At 64.0% G+C, this 13551-nt stretch carries 15 protein-coding genes; 7 read left to right on the plus strand and 8 right to left on the minus strand.

Annotated elements, in window-relative coordinates; genetic code table 11:
* Positions 1–64 precede the first annotated feature (64 nt).
* Together ACE3RX_RS02200 and ACE3RX_RS02205 are read left to right on the plus strand one after the other, a co-directional pair.
* Positions 65–1276, plus strand: a complete 1212-nt coding sequence (locus ACE3RX_RS02200) for an efflux RND transporter periplasmic adaptor subunit (RefSeq protein ID WP_374479821.1) — start codon at positions 65–67, stop codon at positions 1274–1276.
* Entirely contained in the window at positions 1273–1980 is a 708-nt protein-coding gene (locus tag ACE3RX_RS02205) for an ABC transporter ATP-binding protein (protein WP_374479823.1), read from the plus strand. The genes ACE3RX_RS02200 and ACE3RX_RS02205 overlap by 4 nt, the downstream gene beginning before the upstream one ends.
* A 29-nt stretch (positions 1981–2009) precedes the next feature.
* Here the strand turns inward: ACE3RX_RS02205 and ACE3RX_RS02210 are convergent, their stop codons facing one another.
* A complete protein-coding gene (locus ACE3RX_RS02210) occupies positions 2010–2453 on the minus strand; it encodes a CBS domain-containing protein (protein ID WP_374479825.1) in 444 nt (147 codons plus the stop codon).
* Positions 2454–2609: 156 nt separating this feature from the next.
* On the opposite strand from ACE3RX_RS02210, the gene ACE3RX_RS02215 reads away from it, so the two are divergent.
* From ACE3RX_RS02215 to ACE3RX_RS02225, 3 genes are all read left to right on the plus strand, one after another.
* Positions 2610–3761, plus strand: a complete 1152-nt coding sequence (locus ACE3RX_RS02215; protein WP_374479827.1) for an ABC transporter permease — start codon at positions 2610–2612, stop codon at positions 3759–3761.
* The gene (locus ACE3RX_RS02220) at positions 3758–4927 is read left to right on the plus strand and encodes an ABC transporter permease (RefSeq protein WP_374479829.1); all 1170 of its coding nucleotides are present in this window, start codon (positions 3758–3760) and stop codon (positions 4925–4927) included. Before ACE3RX_RS02215 ends, ACE3RX_RS02220 begins: the two co-directional genes overlap by 4 nt.
* A gap of 159 nt (positions 4928–5086) precedes the next feature.
* The gene (locus tag ACE3RX_RS02225; RefSeq protein ID WP_374479831.1) at positions 5087–5569 is read left to right on the plus strand and encodes a hypothetical protein; all 483 of its coding nucleotides are present in this window, start codon (positions 5087–5089) and stop codon (positions 5567–5569) included.
* 43 nt (positions 5570–5612) lie between these two features.
* Here the strand turns inward: ACE3RX_RS02225 and panC are convergent, their stop codons facing one another.
* The 6 genes from panC to pcnB all read right to left on the minus strand — a co-directional run bounded on the left by panC (position 5613) and on the right by pcnB (position 10208).
* On the minus strand, positions 5613–6440 hold the full coding sequence (panC, locus tag ACE3RX_RS02230; protein WP_374479834.1) for a pantoate--beta-alanine ligase: 828 nt from the start codon (positions 6438–6440) through the stop codon (positions 5613–5615).
* Positions 6441–6449: 9 nt separating this feature from the next.
* A complete protein-coding gene (gene panB / locus ACE3RX_RS02235; RefSeq protein WP_374479836.1) occupies positions 6450–7268 on the minus strand; it encodes a 3-methyl-2-oxobutanoate hydroxymethyltransferase in 819 nt (272 codons plus the stop codon).
* Positions 7269–7377: 109 nt separating this feature from the next.
* Positions 7378–8016, minus strand: a complete 639-nt coding sequence (locus ACE3RX_RS02240) for a deoxynucleoside kinase (protein ID WP_374479838.1) — start codon at positions 8014–8016, stop codon at positions 7378–7380.
* A gap of 15 nt (positions 8017–8031) precedes the next feature.
* Positions 8032–8373, minus strand: a complete 342-nt coding sequence (locus ACE3RX_RS02245; RefSeq protein WP_374479840.1) for a DMT family protein — start codon at positions 8371–8373, stop codon at positions 8032–8034.
* Positions 8374–8874, minus strand: coding sequence for a 2-amino-4-hydroxy-6-hydroxymethyldihydropteridine diphosphokinase (gene folK / locus ACE3RX_RS02250; protein WP_374479845.1), 501 nt, complete (start codon positions 8872–8874; stop codon positions 8374–8376).
* On the minus strand, positions 8871–10208 hold the full coding sequence (gene pcnB, locus ACE3RX_RS02255) for a polynucleotide adenylyltransferase PcnB (protein WP_374479847.1): 1338 nt from the start codon (positions 10206–10208) through the stop codon (positions 8871–8873). Before pcnB ends, folK begins: the two co-directional genes overlap by 4 nt.
* Before the next feature lie 136 nt (positions 10209–10344).
* On the opposite strand from pcnB, the gene hyi reads away from it, so the two are divergent.
* Both hyi and ACE3RX_RS02265 read left to right on the plus strand, forming a co-directional pair.
* Positions 10345–11115: a hydroxypyruvate isomerase gene (hyi, locus tag ACE3RX_RS02260; RefSeq protein ID WP_374479849.1), complete on the plus strand. Its 771-nt coding sequence runs from the start codon at positions 10345–10347 to the stop codon at positions 11113–11115.
* A gap of 419 nt (positions 11116–11534) precedes the next feature.
* Entirely contained in the window at positions 11535–12359 is an 825-nt protein-coding gene (locus ACE3RX_RS02265; protein ID WP_374479851.1) for a PP2C family serine/threonine-protein phosphatase, read from the plus strand.
* A 2-nt stretch (positions 12360–12361) separates the two neighbouring features.
* Here the strand turns inward: ACE3RX_RS02265 and corA are convergent, their stop codons facing one another.
* Positions 12362–13444 carry a magnesium/cobalt transporter CorA gene (gene corA / locus ACE3RX_RS02270; RefSeq protein WP_374479853.1) on the minus strand — a complete coding sequence of 361 codons (1083 nt, stop codon included), beginning with the start codon at positions 13442–13444 and terminating at the stop codon, positions 12362–12364.
* Positions 13445–13551: the final 107 nt, after the last annotated feature.

The following is a 13551-nucleotide window of genomic DNA, read 5'->3' on the forward strand; positions in this document are numbered from 1 at the left end:
GTCGCCCCGTCAGTGCTTTGTCATGGGGATAGAATGAGGGCGTTCCGACCCCGCGATGTCCGTCATGAGCGATTCCGATCTGAGCCGTCTGCGCATCGACCACCTGGAGGTGCCGCCGCGTCGCCGCCTGTTTACGCGAACGCGTCTGCTGCTGGCTCTGGCGCTGGTAGTAGCGGTGCTGGCCGCCCTGGCTCTGCGTTTCAATGCGCCGATTGCCGTTGAGGTGGCGACGGTCGGTGAAGCCTGGCCTTACCAGGGGCGTACGGTGCTCAATGCCACCGGCTACGTGGTGCCACAGCGCAAGGCGGCGGTGGCCTCCAAGGCGACCGGACGCCTGGAATGGTTGGGGGTCAGGGAAGGCTCGAAGGTCAGGGCTGACGAACTGATTGCACGGCTTGAGCAGCGGGATGTGTTGGCCCAGGTCTCCCAGGCCGAAGCCAACGTGGGTGTGGCCCACGCGGGCATCGGCCAGGCCCGGGCCGAGCTCCATGATGCCGAACTGGCCCTGGGGCGGGCCCGTGACCTGCGTGCCCGCAACTTCGTGGCCCAGGCGCAACTCGACCAGGCCGAGGCGCGGGCAGTCAAGGCCCGTGCGGCGCTGGGCTCGGCCCAGGCGGCCGAGAAGGCCGCCCAGGCTGCGTTGCAGGCGGCCCGGGTGGCGGTTGCCCAGACGGAGATCCGGGCACCCTTCGACGGCGTCGTGTTGACCAAGAACGCCAATGTGGGGGATCTCATCACCAATTTTTCGGCCGCCGCCGACAGCAAGGGGGCGGTGGTCAGTGTGGCCGACATGGCAACGCTGGAGGTCGAGGCGGATGTCTCCGAGGCCAGTCTCGCCAAGATCAGTCTGGGCCAGCCCTGCGAGATTCAGCTGGACGCCTTTCCCGAACTGCGTTTCCGCGGGGAGGTAGCCCGCCTGGTGCCGACTGTGGACCGGGCCAAGGCCAGCGTGCTGACCAAGGTGCGCTTTGTCGATTCCGATCCACGGGTTTTGCCCGAAATGAGCGCCAAGATCGCTTTTCTTTCAGAAGCCGTCCCGGCTGACGCCCGCACTCCCAGGCCAGCCGTGCATAGGGACGCGATCCAGCAGGCGGACGGCTCGGCGGTGGTGTTCGTCGTGACGGATGGCGTGGCTCGACGGAAGGCTGTGCGCGTCGGTGGCCGAATCGGGGAGCTCGTCGAGATCCATGGCATTGAGGCGGGAAGCCGCGTGGTCCTGCGTCCGCCCGCATCCCTGCGGGATGGGGCAGCGGTGAGCGAGGGTACGCGGCAATGACTGCAGCGGCGGCACTGGCCGTTCGCCTTTGCGGCGTGCGCAAATCCTACCGGCGGGGCCACCAGGTGGTGCCGGTGCTGGCCGGCATCAGTCTAGACATCGCGGCGGGCGATTTCCTTGCGCTGATGGGGCCGTCGGGGTCGGGAAAGAGCACGCTGCTGAACCTGATTGCCGGTATCGATCACGCCGACAGCGGTGAATTGTGGGTGGCCGGAACCGAGCTGGGCTCCCTGAATGAAGCGGAACTGGCCGACTGGCGGGCCCGCACGATCGGTTTCATCTTTCAGTTCTACAACCTGATGCCGGTGCTTGACGCCCGCGAGAACGTGGCGCTGCCGCTGTTGCTGACCGGCCTGTCCGGCCGCGAGCGACGGGAGCGGGCCGAGTTTGCACTGGCCATGGTTGGTCTGGCGGACCGCATGGATCACACACCGGGGGAATTGTCGGGCGGTCAGCAGCAAAGGGTGGCGATCGCCCGGGCGCTGGTGAGTGATCCGGTGCTGATCGTTGCGGACGAGCCCACTGGTGACCTGGACCGGGACTCTGCCGGCGAGGTGCTGTCCCTGCTGCAGCGCCTGAACCTCGAGATGGGCAAGACCATCGTGATGGTGACCCATGATCGGCGGGCTGCCGACGCGGCGCACGCGGTCGTTCACCTTGAAAAAGGCGTGCTGTCGCTCAGTGGAGAGCGGAGCGGGCCATGAGGTCCATCCCTCAGGCCCGCCAGAGGGCTTCAGGTAGCCAGGTCGCCGGCGATGTAGCCGGACAGGTGGTTGATGGTGGCCTGTTGCTGTTCCATCACCGACTTGACCGCGTCGCCGATACTGACGATGCCGACCACCTTGCCGTGGTCCACCACCGGGAGGTGGCGCACGTGGTTGTTGGTGATGATGCACATGCAGTCGTCCACCGTGTGGTTGGGGGAAACCGTGAGCACGTTGGGTGTCATCAGGTCGCCAACCCTGGTGTCCTTGGAGGCGAGGCCCTTGAGGACGACCTTCCGGGCGTAGTCCCGTTCGGTGAAGATGCCGGCCAGTCGCTCGCCTTCCATGACCAGCACCGCGCTGACGTTGTGCTCGGCCATCAGGTGGAGGGCCTGCAGCACGGTGGTGTCGGGCGCCACGGAGTAGCAGGTGGAACCTTTGGTCTGAAGAATCTGTTGAACCGTTGCAGCCATAGTCTCGTACCCTCCTTTTTGTTGGTATCCCTGGGGCCTGCGGCTCTGCGCTGCAGGCTAGTCAGAGTGTATAGATTGAGGGCAAGAGCGCAAGAGCGCAAGCCGCTGTGCGCCGCATCCGGCGCCGCTGACGGGGCTTGAGGAATGCTGGCGAGCGTGCTCCGGCTGATCCTGCTGAATGCCTGGCGGCATCGTCTGCGCTCGGCGCTCACCGTGCTGGGCATGGTGGTGGCGATCCTCGCTTTCGGATTGCTCGGGACCGTCGTGGATGCCTGGTATGCCGGAGCCGACGCGGCCTCGGCCAAGCGCCTGGTGACGCGCAGCTCGATCTCCCTGGTCTTTCCGCTGCCGCAGACCTACAAGGAGCGCATCCGCGCCGTCGATGGTGTGCGGGCCTTGTCGTGGGCGAGCTGGTTCGGCGGTATCTACAAGGAGCCGAAGAATTTCTTTCCCCAGTTCGCGGTGGATGGGGAGAGCTATTTCCGCCTGTATCCCGAGTTCGTCCTAGACGACGCCCACTTGCAGGGTTTCCTGCGCGATCGCCGGGGCTGTGTCGTCGGGCGCAAACTGGCCGAGACCTACGGTTTCAGGGTCGGCGACACCCTTACCCTGAAGGGCACGATTTACCCGGGCAACTGGGATTTCGTCGTGAGGGGCATCTACGATGGAGCCCGGAAGGGGACCGACCGCTCCCAGATGTTCTTTCACTGGGCCTATCTGGACGAAACGATCAAGAAGCGCATGCCGGGGCGTGGCAATAACGTGGGGGTCTTCGTCGTCGAGGTGAGTTCGGCCGACCGGGTAGCCGAGGTGTCGCGGGCTATCGACGGCGAGTTCGCGAATTCCCGCGCCGAGACCCTGACCGAGACCGAGAAGGCCTTTCAGCTCGGTTTCGTGGCAATGACCGAGGCGATCGTGGTGGCGATCCGTATCGTGTCCTACCTGGTGATCTTCATCATTCTGGCGGTGATGGCCAACACCATGGCGATGACGGTGCGGGAGCGGACTGCCGAGTACGCCACGCTGAAGGCGCTCGGCTTCCGGCCATTCTTCGTCGGTGTGCTGATCCTGGGAGAAAGCCTGACGCTGTCCCTGGGCGGTGGGGCGATCGGCATCGTGCTGACCTTTCCGGTGGCCCACGCTTTCTCGGTACAGATGGGAACGCTCTTCCCGGTCTTCAACGTGTCGGAACAGACTGTGTTGCTGCAGCTGGCCTGTGCCAGCGCGGTCGGCGTGGTGGCGGCCCTGCTGCCCATGCGGCGGGTCGCACGCCTCTCCATCGTCGATGGTCTGAGGGCCGTGGCATGAAAGCCATCCCGCTCTCCTATAGCCTGCGCAACCTGTGGGCGCGCCGCCTGACGACCCTGCTGACGGCCGGGGGCATGGCCCTGGTGGTGTTCGTCTTTGCCGCCGTGCTGATGCTTGGGCAGGGGCTCAAGGAAACCCTGGTGGATACCGGTCGTGCCGACAACGTGGTGGTCATCCGGAAGGGCTCGGAAACCGAGGTGCAGAGCGTCGTCGAACGCAGCCAGGCTGCCCTGGTGGAAAGCCTGCCGCAGATCGTCCGGGGCGCGGGCGGGCAGCCGCTCGTTTCGAAGGAGACGGTGGTGCTGATCACCCTCACCAAGCGGAGTGGCGGCAAGCCGGCCAACGTGATCATTCGCGGCGTTGGGGAGGCGGGCATGGTCTTGCGCCCGCAGTTGCAGATCGTGGAGGGGCGGATGTTCCGTCCGGGAAGCGAGGAGATTGTCGTTGGTAGCGGCATCTCCGGGCGCTTTCGCGGGGTGGGGCTGGGCGAGGCGGTGCGCTTCGGCGGCCGGGAGTGGCGTGTGGTCGGCATCTTCGACGCCGGCCGCAGTGGCTTCGATTCCGAAATCTGGGGGGACGTGGAGCAGCTGCTGCAGACCTTTCGCCGGCAGGCGTTTTCGTCACTGTTGTTCCGCCTGGCCGATCCGGCGCGCTTCGAGGATGTGCGCCGGCACCTCGACGGCGATCCCCGGCTGCTGCTGGAGGCGAAGCCTGAACGGACCTTCTATGCGGATCAGTCTGCCCTCCTGGCGAATTTTATCCGCATCCTGGGGCTGACCTTGTCGGTGATCTTCTCGGTCGGCGCGATCATTGGCGCCACCATCACGATGTACGCCGCGGTGGCCAGCCGGACATCGGAGATCGGGACCTTGCGGGCGTTGGGCTTCCGGCGTTCCAGCGTGTTGCTGGCCTTCCTGGTGGAGAGCCTGCTGCTGTCCCTGCTGGGCGGTCTGGCGGGCCTGACAGCGGCTTCGCTGATGCAGCTGTTCACCATTTCTACGATGAACTGGCAGTCATTCTCGGAATTGGCTTTCAGTTTCCGGCTGACGCCGGCCATCGTCGTCCAGACCTTGCTGTTCGCGCTGGGTATGGGGCTGATCGGTGGTCTCATGCCCGCCTTGCGGGCGGCGCGGATGAGCATCGTAAGCGCCCTGCGGGAGTCGTGAGCCGCGCCGTGCCTTGCTCTGCGGGGTGTGAGCGAGTTCACGCTGGACGTTTGAAAGGGGGCATGTGTGCGGTCCGCCGTGACCTTTTCGGCATAGCCCATTCCGGCCACTGTTTACTCTTGAAGCGTCGGAGTAAGCGTAGTTGGACTGAGGTGCATCATGCTCATCGTATTTATTGGTGGTTTTGGGATCTTCGCGCTGATGGTCATCGCCATTCAGACTTGGCGCGAACGCAAGGCAGAGCAGAGGCGCCTGGCTGACGAGTGGAACACCCTGCTGACACGGATGCTCACGGCCCAGGCCATGGGGCATCATCGGATCGTGCGCGAACAGGTTCTGCAGTCTTGCAGGGGCCTCGACCAAGGGCTGGTGCCGGCGTCGCAGGTGCCGCAGCTGAAGGCGCGCCTGGCCAGTCTGCTGGTGCAGGATCCGGTTTATCCCGCGGTGCTGCAGGAAATACGCAGTGCCTGTTCTGCGCAGCTTGAAGTGAGCGAGTTCAGCCTGGCAGTGAGTCTGCGCGAATTCCTTATCGAGGATATCCGTCAATGCCTGGTGCTTGCCGAAGCCTTTGGGCAGGTTGAGCGCCGTGATGAGCCGGGCGATACACGGGTGGCGGCGAACTTCCACCACGCGGCCCTGTAAATAGAAAAAAGGCGACCGATGCGGTCGCCTTTTTTCTTTATGCTCAGATTTCCAGGTTGTCGATCAGGCGGGTGCTGCCGAGGCGGGCTGCCCCGAGTACCACTAGGGGGGCGTCGTCCCGGGCCGGTGCCTGAAGGTCGCTACGGCGCCGGATCGTGATGTAGTCCGGATGCCAGCCGTGGGCGGCCAGCTCGGCGACAGCTTCGGTTTCCAGGCGCAGGAAATCCCGCTCGCCGGCGGCAACCCGCTCGCGGATCCATGACAGCTGGCGATTCAGGCGCGGGGCTTCGGCCCGCTCCGTAGCGCTCAGGTAGCCGTTGCGCGACGACAGGGCGAGGCCGTCGTCGGCGCGGATGGTCTCGCCGGCGATGATCTCGATGGGCAGGGCCAGTTCGCGCACCATGTTGCGCAGGACCATCAGCTGCTGATAGTCCTTCTTGCCGAACAGCGCCACGTCGGGTTGCACGATGTTGAACAGCTTCAGGACCACCGTGGCGACGCCGCCGAAGTGGCCGGGCCGTACCGCGCCTTCCAGGATGTTCACGTGGGCCGGGTCGGGCTCCACGTGATAGTGCTGGGGCGCGGGGTACATCTCTTTTTCATCAGGCGCGAACAGGAAGTCTACGCCGGCAGACGCGAGGCGCGCCGAGTCGTCGGCGAGAGTGCGTGGGTACTTGTCGAAATCCTCGCTGGGGCCGAACTGCAAGCGGTTGACGAAGATGCTCGCCACCACCACGTCGGCCTGCGCACGTGCTTCGCGCATCAGTGCGATGTGGCCGTCGTGGAGGTTGCCCATGGTCGGGACGAAGGCGACACGCCCGGCCCCGGCAAGGGCCGCGCGCAGGCCGGCGATGGTGTGATGGGTCTGCATTGGGTGCTTTCAGTAGCTGTGTTCGGGGCCGGGGAAGCGGCCCGCCTTGACGTCGGCCACGTAGCGGCCGACGGCGTCGTCGATGCTCGCGGCGCCTTCCATGAAGTTCTTGGCGAAACGTGGGCGCTTGCCGTGGAAGACGCCCAGCAGGTCGTGCAGCACCAGCACCTGGCCGTGGCAGTCCACGCCGGCGCCAATGCCGATTGTGGCCATTGAGGTCAGGCTGGCGGTGACATCGGCAGCAAGGGCCGACGGCACCATCTCGAGCACGACCATCGCCGCACCGGCTTGTTCGAGGGCCAACGCATCGGCCTTGAGGGTCGCTGCCGCCTCCTCGCTGCGGCCCTGCACGCGGTAGCCGCCGAGCTGGTGGACGGATTGCGGCGTGAGGCCGATATGTGCGCACACCGGCACACCCCGCTCGACCAGAAAGCGCACTGTCTCGGCCATGAAGGCGCCGCCTTCGAGCTTGACCATCTGCGCGCCCGCGGCCATCAGGCGGGCGGAGTTACGCATCGCCTGGGCGGGGCTCTCGGTGTAGCTGCCGAAGGGCAGGTCGGTGACGATCAGCGGGCGACTGCTGCCGCGGGCGACACATTCGGTGTGATAGACCATGTGCTCCATGGTCACCGGCAGCGTGGTCTTTTGTCCTTGCAGCACGTTGCCAAGGGAGTCGCCAATCAGGATCACGTCCACGCCATTGCGCTCCAGCAGTGCCGCAAAGCTGGCGTCGTAGCCGGTAAGCATGGCGATCTTGCGACCCTCGGCGCGCATCTTGCCGAGTTCGAAAAGGGTTACGGGTTTGTCGTTTTCTTGTAGATAGCTCATGGCAGGTCCTCCTCGCGGCGGCAGTTAACCCCAATCTTGTGCAGGGCACAAGAGGGGGGGCGGCGGCAAAGAAAGCTAAAGAAAGCGTAGGCGGGTATGGGGCGCGGGATCAACCTGCGTAGCCGAAGAATTCCCGGTAGCTGCGCATGGCGAGCAGGCGGGAGTAAAGCAGTTCGAAGTCTTCAGCCTTGTCCACCGGATTGAGGGACTCGGCATTGACGATGAACAGCGGTGCGGCGTCGTAGTGATGGAAGAAATCTGCGTAGCGTTTGGCGACCCGCTCGACGTAAGCCTCGCTGAGCTTGCGCTCGGATTCCACGCCGCGCTTGCGCACCCGTTCGACCAGCACTTCGGGCTGGGCCTGCAGGTAGATCACCAGGTCGGGCTTGCGGACAGTCGGCTTGAGGCGGGCGTAGAGTTGCCGGTAGAGATGCAGTTCGTCCTCGGCCAGGGTGAGCTCTGCGAACAGCGGGTCCTTGTCGATCAGGAAGTCTGATACCACACGGCGCTGGGGGTTGTGTTCGTGGTTGAAGCTGGCGAGTTGTTCGCTGCGCTGGAACAGGAAGGCGATCTGTGTCGGCAGGCCCCAGCGCTCCATGTTCTGGTAGAAGCGCCCGAGAAAGGGATTGGCGGCCGGATTCTCGAGCAGCAAATCTGCGCTCAGGCGGTCGGCCAGGCGCTTGGCGAGGGTGGTCTTGCCCGCGCCGATTGGGCCTTCGACAACGATGTAGCGCGCTTTTTCGAGCATGGCTTGCTCCGCCTTTCAGGCCCGGAAAATGAAGTAAACGGCCCCTAGGATACACAGGGCGGCCCACAGGTAGTCAAGTTTGAGGGGCTGCTGCATGTAGAAGAGGGCGAAAGGGACGAACACCGTGAGGGTGATCGCCTCCTGCATGATCTTCAGTTGGGCGAGATTGAACTCCTGCGCGCCGATGCGGTTGGCAGGTACCTGAAGCAGGTATTCGAACAGCGCGATGCCCCAGCTGATGAAGGCCGCCACGTACCAGGGGGCAGTGGCCAGGTTTTTCAGGTGGCCGTACCACGCAAAGGTCATGAAGATGTTGGAGGCCGACAGCAACAGCGCGGTCTGGATCCAGATCGGCATTCAGAGGGGCTCGGTGCGTGTGATCGCCTGATCGGCGACGGACGGCAGGAAATCCCGGCCAGGGCCGAGGGCCGGCAGGGTGATGTCCGGTGCGACTTCCAGCAGCGGTAGCAACACGAAAGCGCGCTCGTGCATGCGTGGGTGGGGCAGGGTGAGTTCGGTGTCCTGTATCTGCAACTCACCGTACAGCAGCAGGTCCAGGTCCAGCGTGCGCGGTGCGTTGGCTACGCTGCGCACGCGGCCATGACGGGTTTCTATGGCAAGCAGCTGATGCAGCAGCTCCAGCGCCGCCAGCTTGGTGTCCACCGCCACCACCGCGTTGATGAAGTCCGGCTGGTCGAGCAGGCCGACCGGCGCACTGCGGTACAAGGACGAGCGGGCTACGACCCGTGTTTCGGCGAGGGCATCGAGGTCATCGACTGCGGCCCGCAGGTGTTTGACCGGCTCGCCGATGTTGGCGCCGAGCGCCACGTAGGCGCGGGTGACAGCGATGGCGCTCATGCTGCCGGGCTTGACGAGCCAGCGGGCTTCTTGCGACGCCGGCGCTTGCGGGCGGCGCCGCCCTTGTCGGGTACCAGCATGCTTTCCCGAGCGTCCGGATTAGCGTCGGCAAAAGCATCCCACCAGTCGGGCAGTTCCATCGGGATCTCGCCGGACTGGGCGCGCAGGCGCAGGAAGTCCCAGCCAGCCCGGTAACGTGGCTGCTCAAGGAGTCGGTACGGGGTTTTGCCGGCGCGCTTCTCGAAACGCGGCTGCAGAGCCCAGATTTCCTTGATGTCGCCGACGATGCGGCGGGTGATCGCGAGTTTCCCTGACTGCCGGTCGAGGACTGCGTCCATCGCCTCGAAGAGTGCCGGTTGGGAGTGCTCTCCCTTTTCCTTGCGCGCTTCCCAGTCGGCCAGCACTTCGTGCCACAGCAGGGTGGCGAACAGAAATCCGGGCGACACGGGCTTGCCCTGGCGAACCCGTTCGTCGGTGTTCTCGAGGGACAGCCATACGAAGCGCTCGCCCAGCGGTTGCTCGAGGATCACGTCGAGCAGCGGCAACAGGCCGTGGTGTAGGCCTTCCTCGCGGAGCTGGCGCAGGCACTTGACCGCGTGGCCTGACATCAGCAGCTTGAGCATCTCGTCGAACAGCCGTGCCGGCGGCACGTTTTCGAGGAGGCTGGACATTTCGCGGATCGGTGCCCGCGCTGCCGGATCGATGGTGAGGCCCAGCTTGGCGCCGAGGCGGGCGGCACGCAGCATCCGTACCGGGTCTTCACGGTAGCGCACGCGGGGCTCGCCAATCATGCGCAGGGTCTTCTGCTGCAGGTCGGCGACGCCGTGGTGGTAGTCCACCACCGTTTCGTCGGTGGGGTTGTAGTACAGCGCATTGACGGTGAAGTCGCGGCGGGTGGCATCCTCGGCCATCGAGCCGAACACGTTGTCGCGCAGTACGCGGCCGTGTTCGTCGGTCTCGGCAGACTCGGCGTCCTGCATCGCGCGGAAGGTGGATACCTCGATGGTTTCCGGGCCGCTCATCACGTGCACTATCTTGAAGCGGCGGCCGATGATGCGGGAGCGGCGGAACAGCGCCCGGACCTCTTCAGGTGTGGCGCTGGTGGCGACGTCGAAATCCTTCGGAGTCTGGCCGACGATGATGTCGCGGACCGCGCCACCGACGACGTAGGCCTTGTGGCCGTTTTCCTGGAGCACTGCGCAGACCTTGTTGGCTGCGGGGGAGATTTGCTCCCGGCGGACTCCGTGGCGACTGACGGGAATAACCGCGGGTTCAGGCAGGGCGTTGGCAGGTGCGGCGCGGCGAAACACTCGGCGCAGCAGTTTGCGGATCATTGGCGGGGCTTGGATTATTGGGGTCAAGTCACGCATGATAACCCATCAGGCGGCCGCCTTTGGTTTCTGCGGCCGCCCTCCCGTCCAATCAAGCCAAGATCCGGACGCAATTTTTACCCGCTGGAGGCTTACGTCGATGCTGCGCTTCTCTGCCAACCTGTCTTTCCTGTTTCTCGACAAGCCCTTTCTCGACCGTTTCGCGGCTGCGGCGGAAAGCGGTTTCAAGGGGGTCGAGTTCCATTTTCCGTATGCCTTCCCCCTTGACGAGGTGGCGGACGCCGCACGGCGGGCGGCGGTGGAGGTGGTGCTGTTCAATTTTCCGGCCGGTGACTGGGCGGCCGGCGAGCGAGGAATTGCCTGCCTGCCGGAGCGGGTGGCCGAGTTCCGCGATGGGGTGCTCGAAGCGGCACGTTACGCGGAGGGCTTGAACTGCCCCCGGATCAACTGTCTCGCCGGACTCAGGCCGCCTGGCAGTGACGAGGCCGTGCTGCGTGACACCTTGGTGGGCAATCTCCGCTTTGCTGCCGACACGCTGGCGCCAGTGGGCCGTCAGGTGCTGATGGAGCCGCTCAACAGCCGCGATACGCCTGGATTCCTGGTGGACCGGACTGTGCCGGCGCTGGCGTTGTTGGATGAGGCGGTGCGGCCGAATCTGTTTCTGCAGTACGATATCTACCATGCTCAAGTCATGGAAGGGGATCTTGCCCGGACCCTGGGTGCCCACTTGCAACGCATTGCTCATATCCAGCTGGCGGATAATCCGGGGCGTCACCAGCCGGGCACGGGCGAGATCAACTTTCCCTTTTTGTTCAAGCATCTGAGAGCGATGGGCTACGGCGGGTGGATTGGTTGCGAGTATGTGCCGAGTGGCCCGACCGAGGATTCTTTTGGATGGATGGCCGCCTGAGACTTTTGCGGTGCGTGCCGTGTGCGAGACCTTTGCCGAGCAGTGGCGGGAACCGGCTGGGCTCAAGGGCGGTCGGTGACGGGACGGGCCGGTTTGCTGCGGAAAGGCTTAGGGCAGCTTGCCGCCGCCGCTGGGATATTGACGTGGTCCGTCGAGAGTTTTGGCGTGTTGGCGGGAGAGGGCCCGAGGAGCCTCGGAGTGAGGTAAAAAATACCCGCTCAACATCGTTGTTGCATTGATGAATATGTCACGAGTGCGTTCTGAAAGATTGTGTCGTGGCCGAGTGTTTGGCCGGCATATTCCGAATTAACGGTTAATATTAAGAAATTGAAAATCGTCGTCTATCCCCGGCCGGGTAGCGCCGGAAATCTGAATGCGCTGACACCGGTGACGACTTACCAGCCATTGTTGCCCGCCTTATGTTAAGACCAAGCCCATCCTCGTTTGCGGCGCCCGACACCACTTCAGCCAAGAAGCGCTATCAGGCGGAAGCCTGCGTGGCCAAGCATACGGGTGACCGGACCGAGCAGCAGGACAGGGCTGCGGTCTTTGCGCATCCCACCCGGAAAGGGACGCTGATGGCTGTGCTTGCGGATGGCATGGGCGGGCACTCCGGTGGAGCGATGGCGGCGGAGCAGGTGATTCTGAAAGCGCGTCAGAATTTCGAGGCCTTCGCGCCGGCGTCCGAAAGCGCGACCGACCTGCTGCACAGCATCGTCGACGAGGCGCACATCGTCATCAAGCTGACCCGCTTCACCAGTGAGCAGGATCCCCACAGCACGGCAGTCGTTTTCATGATGCAGCCGGACCGGGCCGACTGGGCCCATTGCGGGGACTCACGTTTCTATCACTTCCGGGCCGGCAAGCTGGTGACCCGCAGCATCGATCATTCGCTGGTAGAAGAACTGGTGCGCAAGGGGCGGCTGGATCCGGAAGGGGCGCTACGCCACCCTAACCGCAACGTACTGCTGTCCTGTCTGGGATCGGAGCGGGAGCCCCGCGTCGATTTCGGCCATGCGTCGCCGCTGGTGGGGGGCGATGCCTTCCTGCTGTGTTCCGATGGCCTGTGGGCCTATATCAACGAAGACGAGACGGGCCAGATCCTGGCCAGCATGTCACCCCGCGATGCTGCTTCGGCCCTGATTGAGCTGGCGCGCCAGCGGGCCAAGGGAGGGGGGGACAACATCTCCCTGGCCATCGTCAAGTTGGTGGAAGTCAATAACACTCCGTCCCACCGCCGCTGAAGTCAGCGCGTGCGGAGCCAGTTCCGGCGCCAGAACGATGCGGCCATCAGGGCTGCGGCGCCGAGCATCATCCCCATTGCAATGTCGAAGCCATCGTGCTCGGCGAGCAGCGGCATGTCGTGGAAGTTCATGCCGAAGATGCCGGCGATCAGCGTGGCAGGCATGAACAGCGTGGTCAGCACGGTTAGGATGCGCACTTCGGTATTGAGCCGGTTGCTGACGCTGGACAGGTAGATGTCCAGCAGGTCAGCGAGCAGGTCGCGCACCGACTCCAGGGTTTCGAGCACATGCACCGTGTGGTCGTAGATATCCCGTAGATACAGGCGCGTGTCGCCGGAGAAGAAGCTGTTGTCCGCCCGCGCCAGGGCATTGAGTACTTCCCGCAAGGGCCAGACCGCGCGGCGAAGGACCAGGGCTTCGTGCTTGACCCGGTTGATCTCCGCTAGAAGCTCCGGTGTCGGGTGGCTCAGCGCCTGGTCCTCCAACTCCTCGGCCATGTCGGCCAGGTTGTCGAGCATCACGAAATAGCGGTCCACCAGGGTGTCCAGTAGCGCGTAGGCCAGGTAGTCGACACCGTGGGTGCGCATCGCGCCGTGTTCGGAGCGCAGGCGTTCCCGTACGGCTTCGAAGGTGCCAGTGGCGCGTTCCTGGAAAGTCAGAACGAAATTGCGGCCGAGCACGATGCTGACCTGATCTGAACTCAGGCTGCGACTTTCCGTATTGAACTCGAAACAGCGCGCGACGATGTACAGGTAGTCGGCGTATTCGTCGTTCTTGGGCCGCTGATGGGTATTGAGGATATCTTCCTGAACCAGCGGGTGCAGCTTGAAGCGCCGGCCGATTTCCGCCATCACGGCCGGGTCGTGCAGCCCATATACATTCAGCCACAGCTTGCCGCCGCCGGGTTGATACTGGCGGGATGCTTCGACGGAATCGAAGCGTGTCTCGACCAAACCATTGGAATCGAACTCTATGAGGGTGATGCTGGGCTTTTCAGTCTTGATTTCACCGATATGGACCAGTGAACCTGGGGGTAACCCTAACTTTCGGCTGGGATGGGATCGTTTCTTGCTAGACTTTCGCATCGTATTTGCGATATTCGGTTCAAATAACCGTTTTTAGATGCAGTATTCAGGTGAAAACCAGCTTTTTTTAGGGTATTCACCAATAGATTTGGGTCGTTCGTGAAACC

The organism is Zoogloea sp., from assembly GCF_041914405.1.
GTDB lineage: Bacteria > Pseudomonadota > Gammaproteobacteria > Burkholderiales > Rhodocyclaceae > Zoogloea.

Excerpts from the sequence above, each read along its gene's own strand:
- hyi (WP_374479849.1), top strand. The coding sequence starts at position 10,345 with ATGCTGCGCTTCTCTGCCAACCTGTCTTTCCTGTTTCTCGACAAGCCC.
- ACE3RX_RS02205 (WP_374479823.1), top strand. The coding sequence starts at position 1,273 with ATGACTGCAGCGGCGGCACTGGCCGTTCGCCTTTGCGGCGTGCGCAAA.
- ACE3RX_RS02240 (WP_374479838.1), bottom strand. The coding sequence starts at position 8,016 with ATGCTCGAAAAAGCGCGCTACATCGTTGTCGAAGGCCCAATCGGCGCG.
- panC (WP_374479834.1), bottom strand. The coding sequence starts at position 6,440 with ATGCAGACCCATCACACCATCGCCGGCCTGCGCGCGGCCCTTGCCGGG.
- ACE3RX_RS02200 (WP_374479821.1), top strand. The coding sequence starts at position 65 with ATGAGCGATTCCGATCTGAGCCGTCTGCGCATCGACCACCTGGAGGTG.
- folK (WP_374479845.1), bottom strand. The coding sequence starts at position 8,874 with ATGAGCGCCATCGCTGTCACCCGCGCCTACGTGGCGCTCGGCGCCAAC.
- corA (WP_374479853.1), bottom strand. The coding sequence starts at position 13,444 with ATGCGAAAGTCTAGCAAGAAACGATCCCATCCCAGCCGAAAGTTAGGG.
- ACE3RX_RS02225 (WP_374479831.1), top strand. The coding sequence starts at position 5,087 with ATGCTCATCGTATTTATTGGTGGTTTTGGGATCTTCGCGCTGATGGTC.
- pcnB (WP_374479847.1), bottom strand. The coding sequence starts at position 10,208 with ATGATCCGCAAACTGCTGCGCCGAGTGTTTCGCCGCGCCGCACCTGCC.
- ACE3RX_RS02245 (WP_374479840.1), bottom strand. The coding sequence starts at position 8,373 with ATGCCGATCTGGATCCAGACCGCGCTGTTGCTGTCGGCCTCCAACATC.
- ACE3RX_RS02220 (WP_374479829.1), top strand. The coding sequence starts at position 3,758 with ATGAAAGCCATCCCGCTCTCCTATAGCCTGCGCAACCTGTGGGCGCGC.
- panB (WP_374479836.1), bottom strand. The coding sequence starts at position 7,268 with ATGAGCTATCTACAAGAAAACGACAAACCCGTAACCCTTTTCGAACTC.
- ACE3RX_RS02210 (WP_374479825.1), bottom strand. The coding sequence starts at position 2,453 with ATGGCTGCAACGGTTCAACAGATTCTTCAGACCAAAGGTTCCACCTGC.
- ACE3RX_RS02265 (WP_374479851.1), top strand. The coding sequence starts at position 11,535 with ATGTTAAGACCAAGCCCATCCTCGTTTGCGGCGCCCGACACCACTTCA.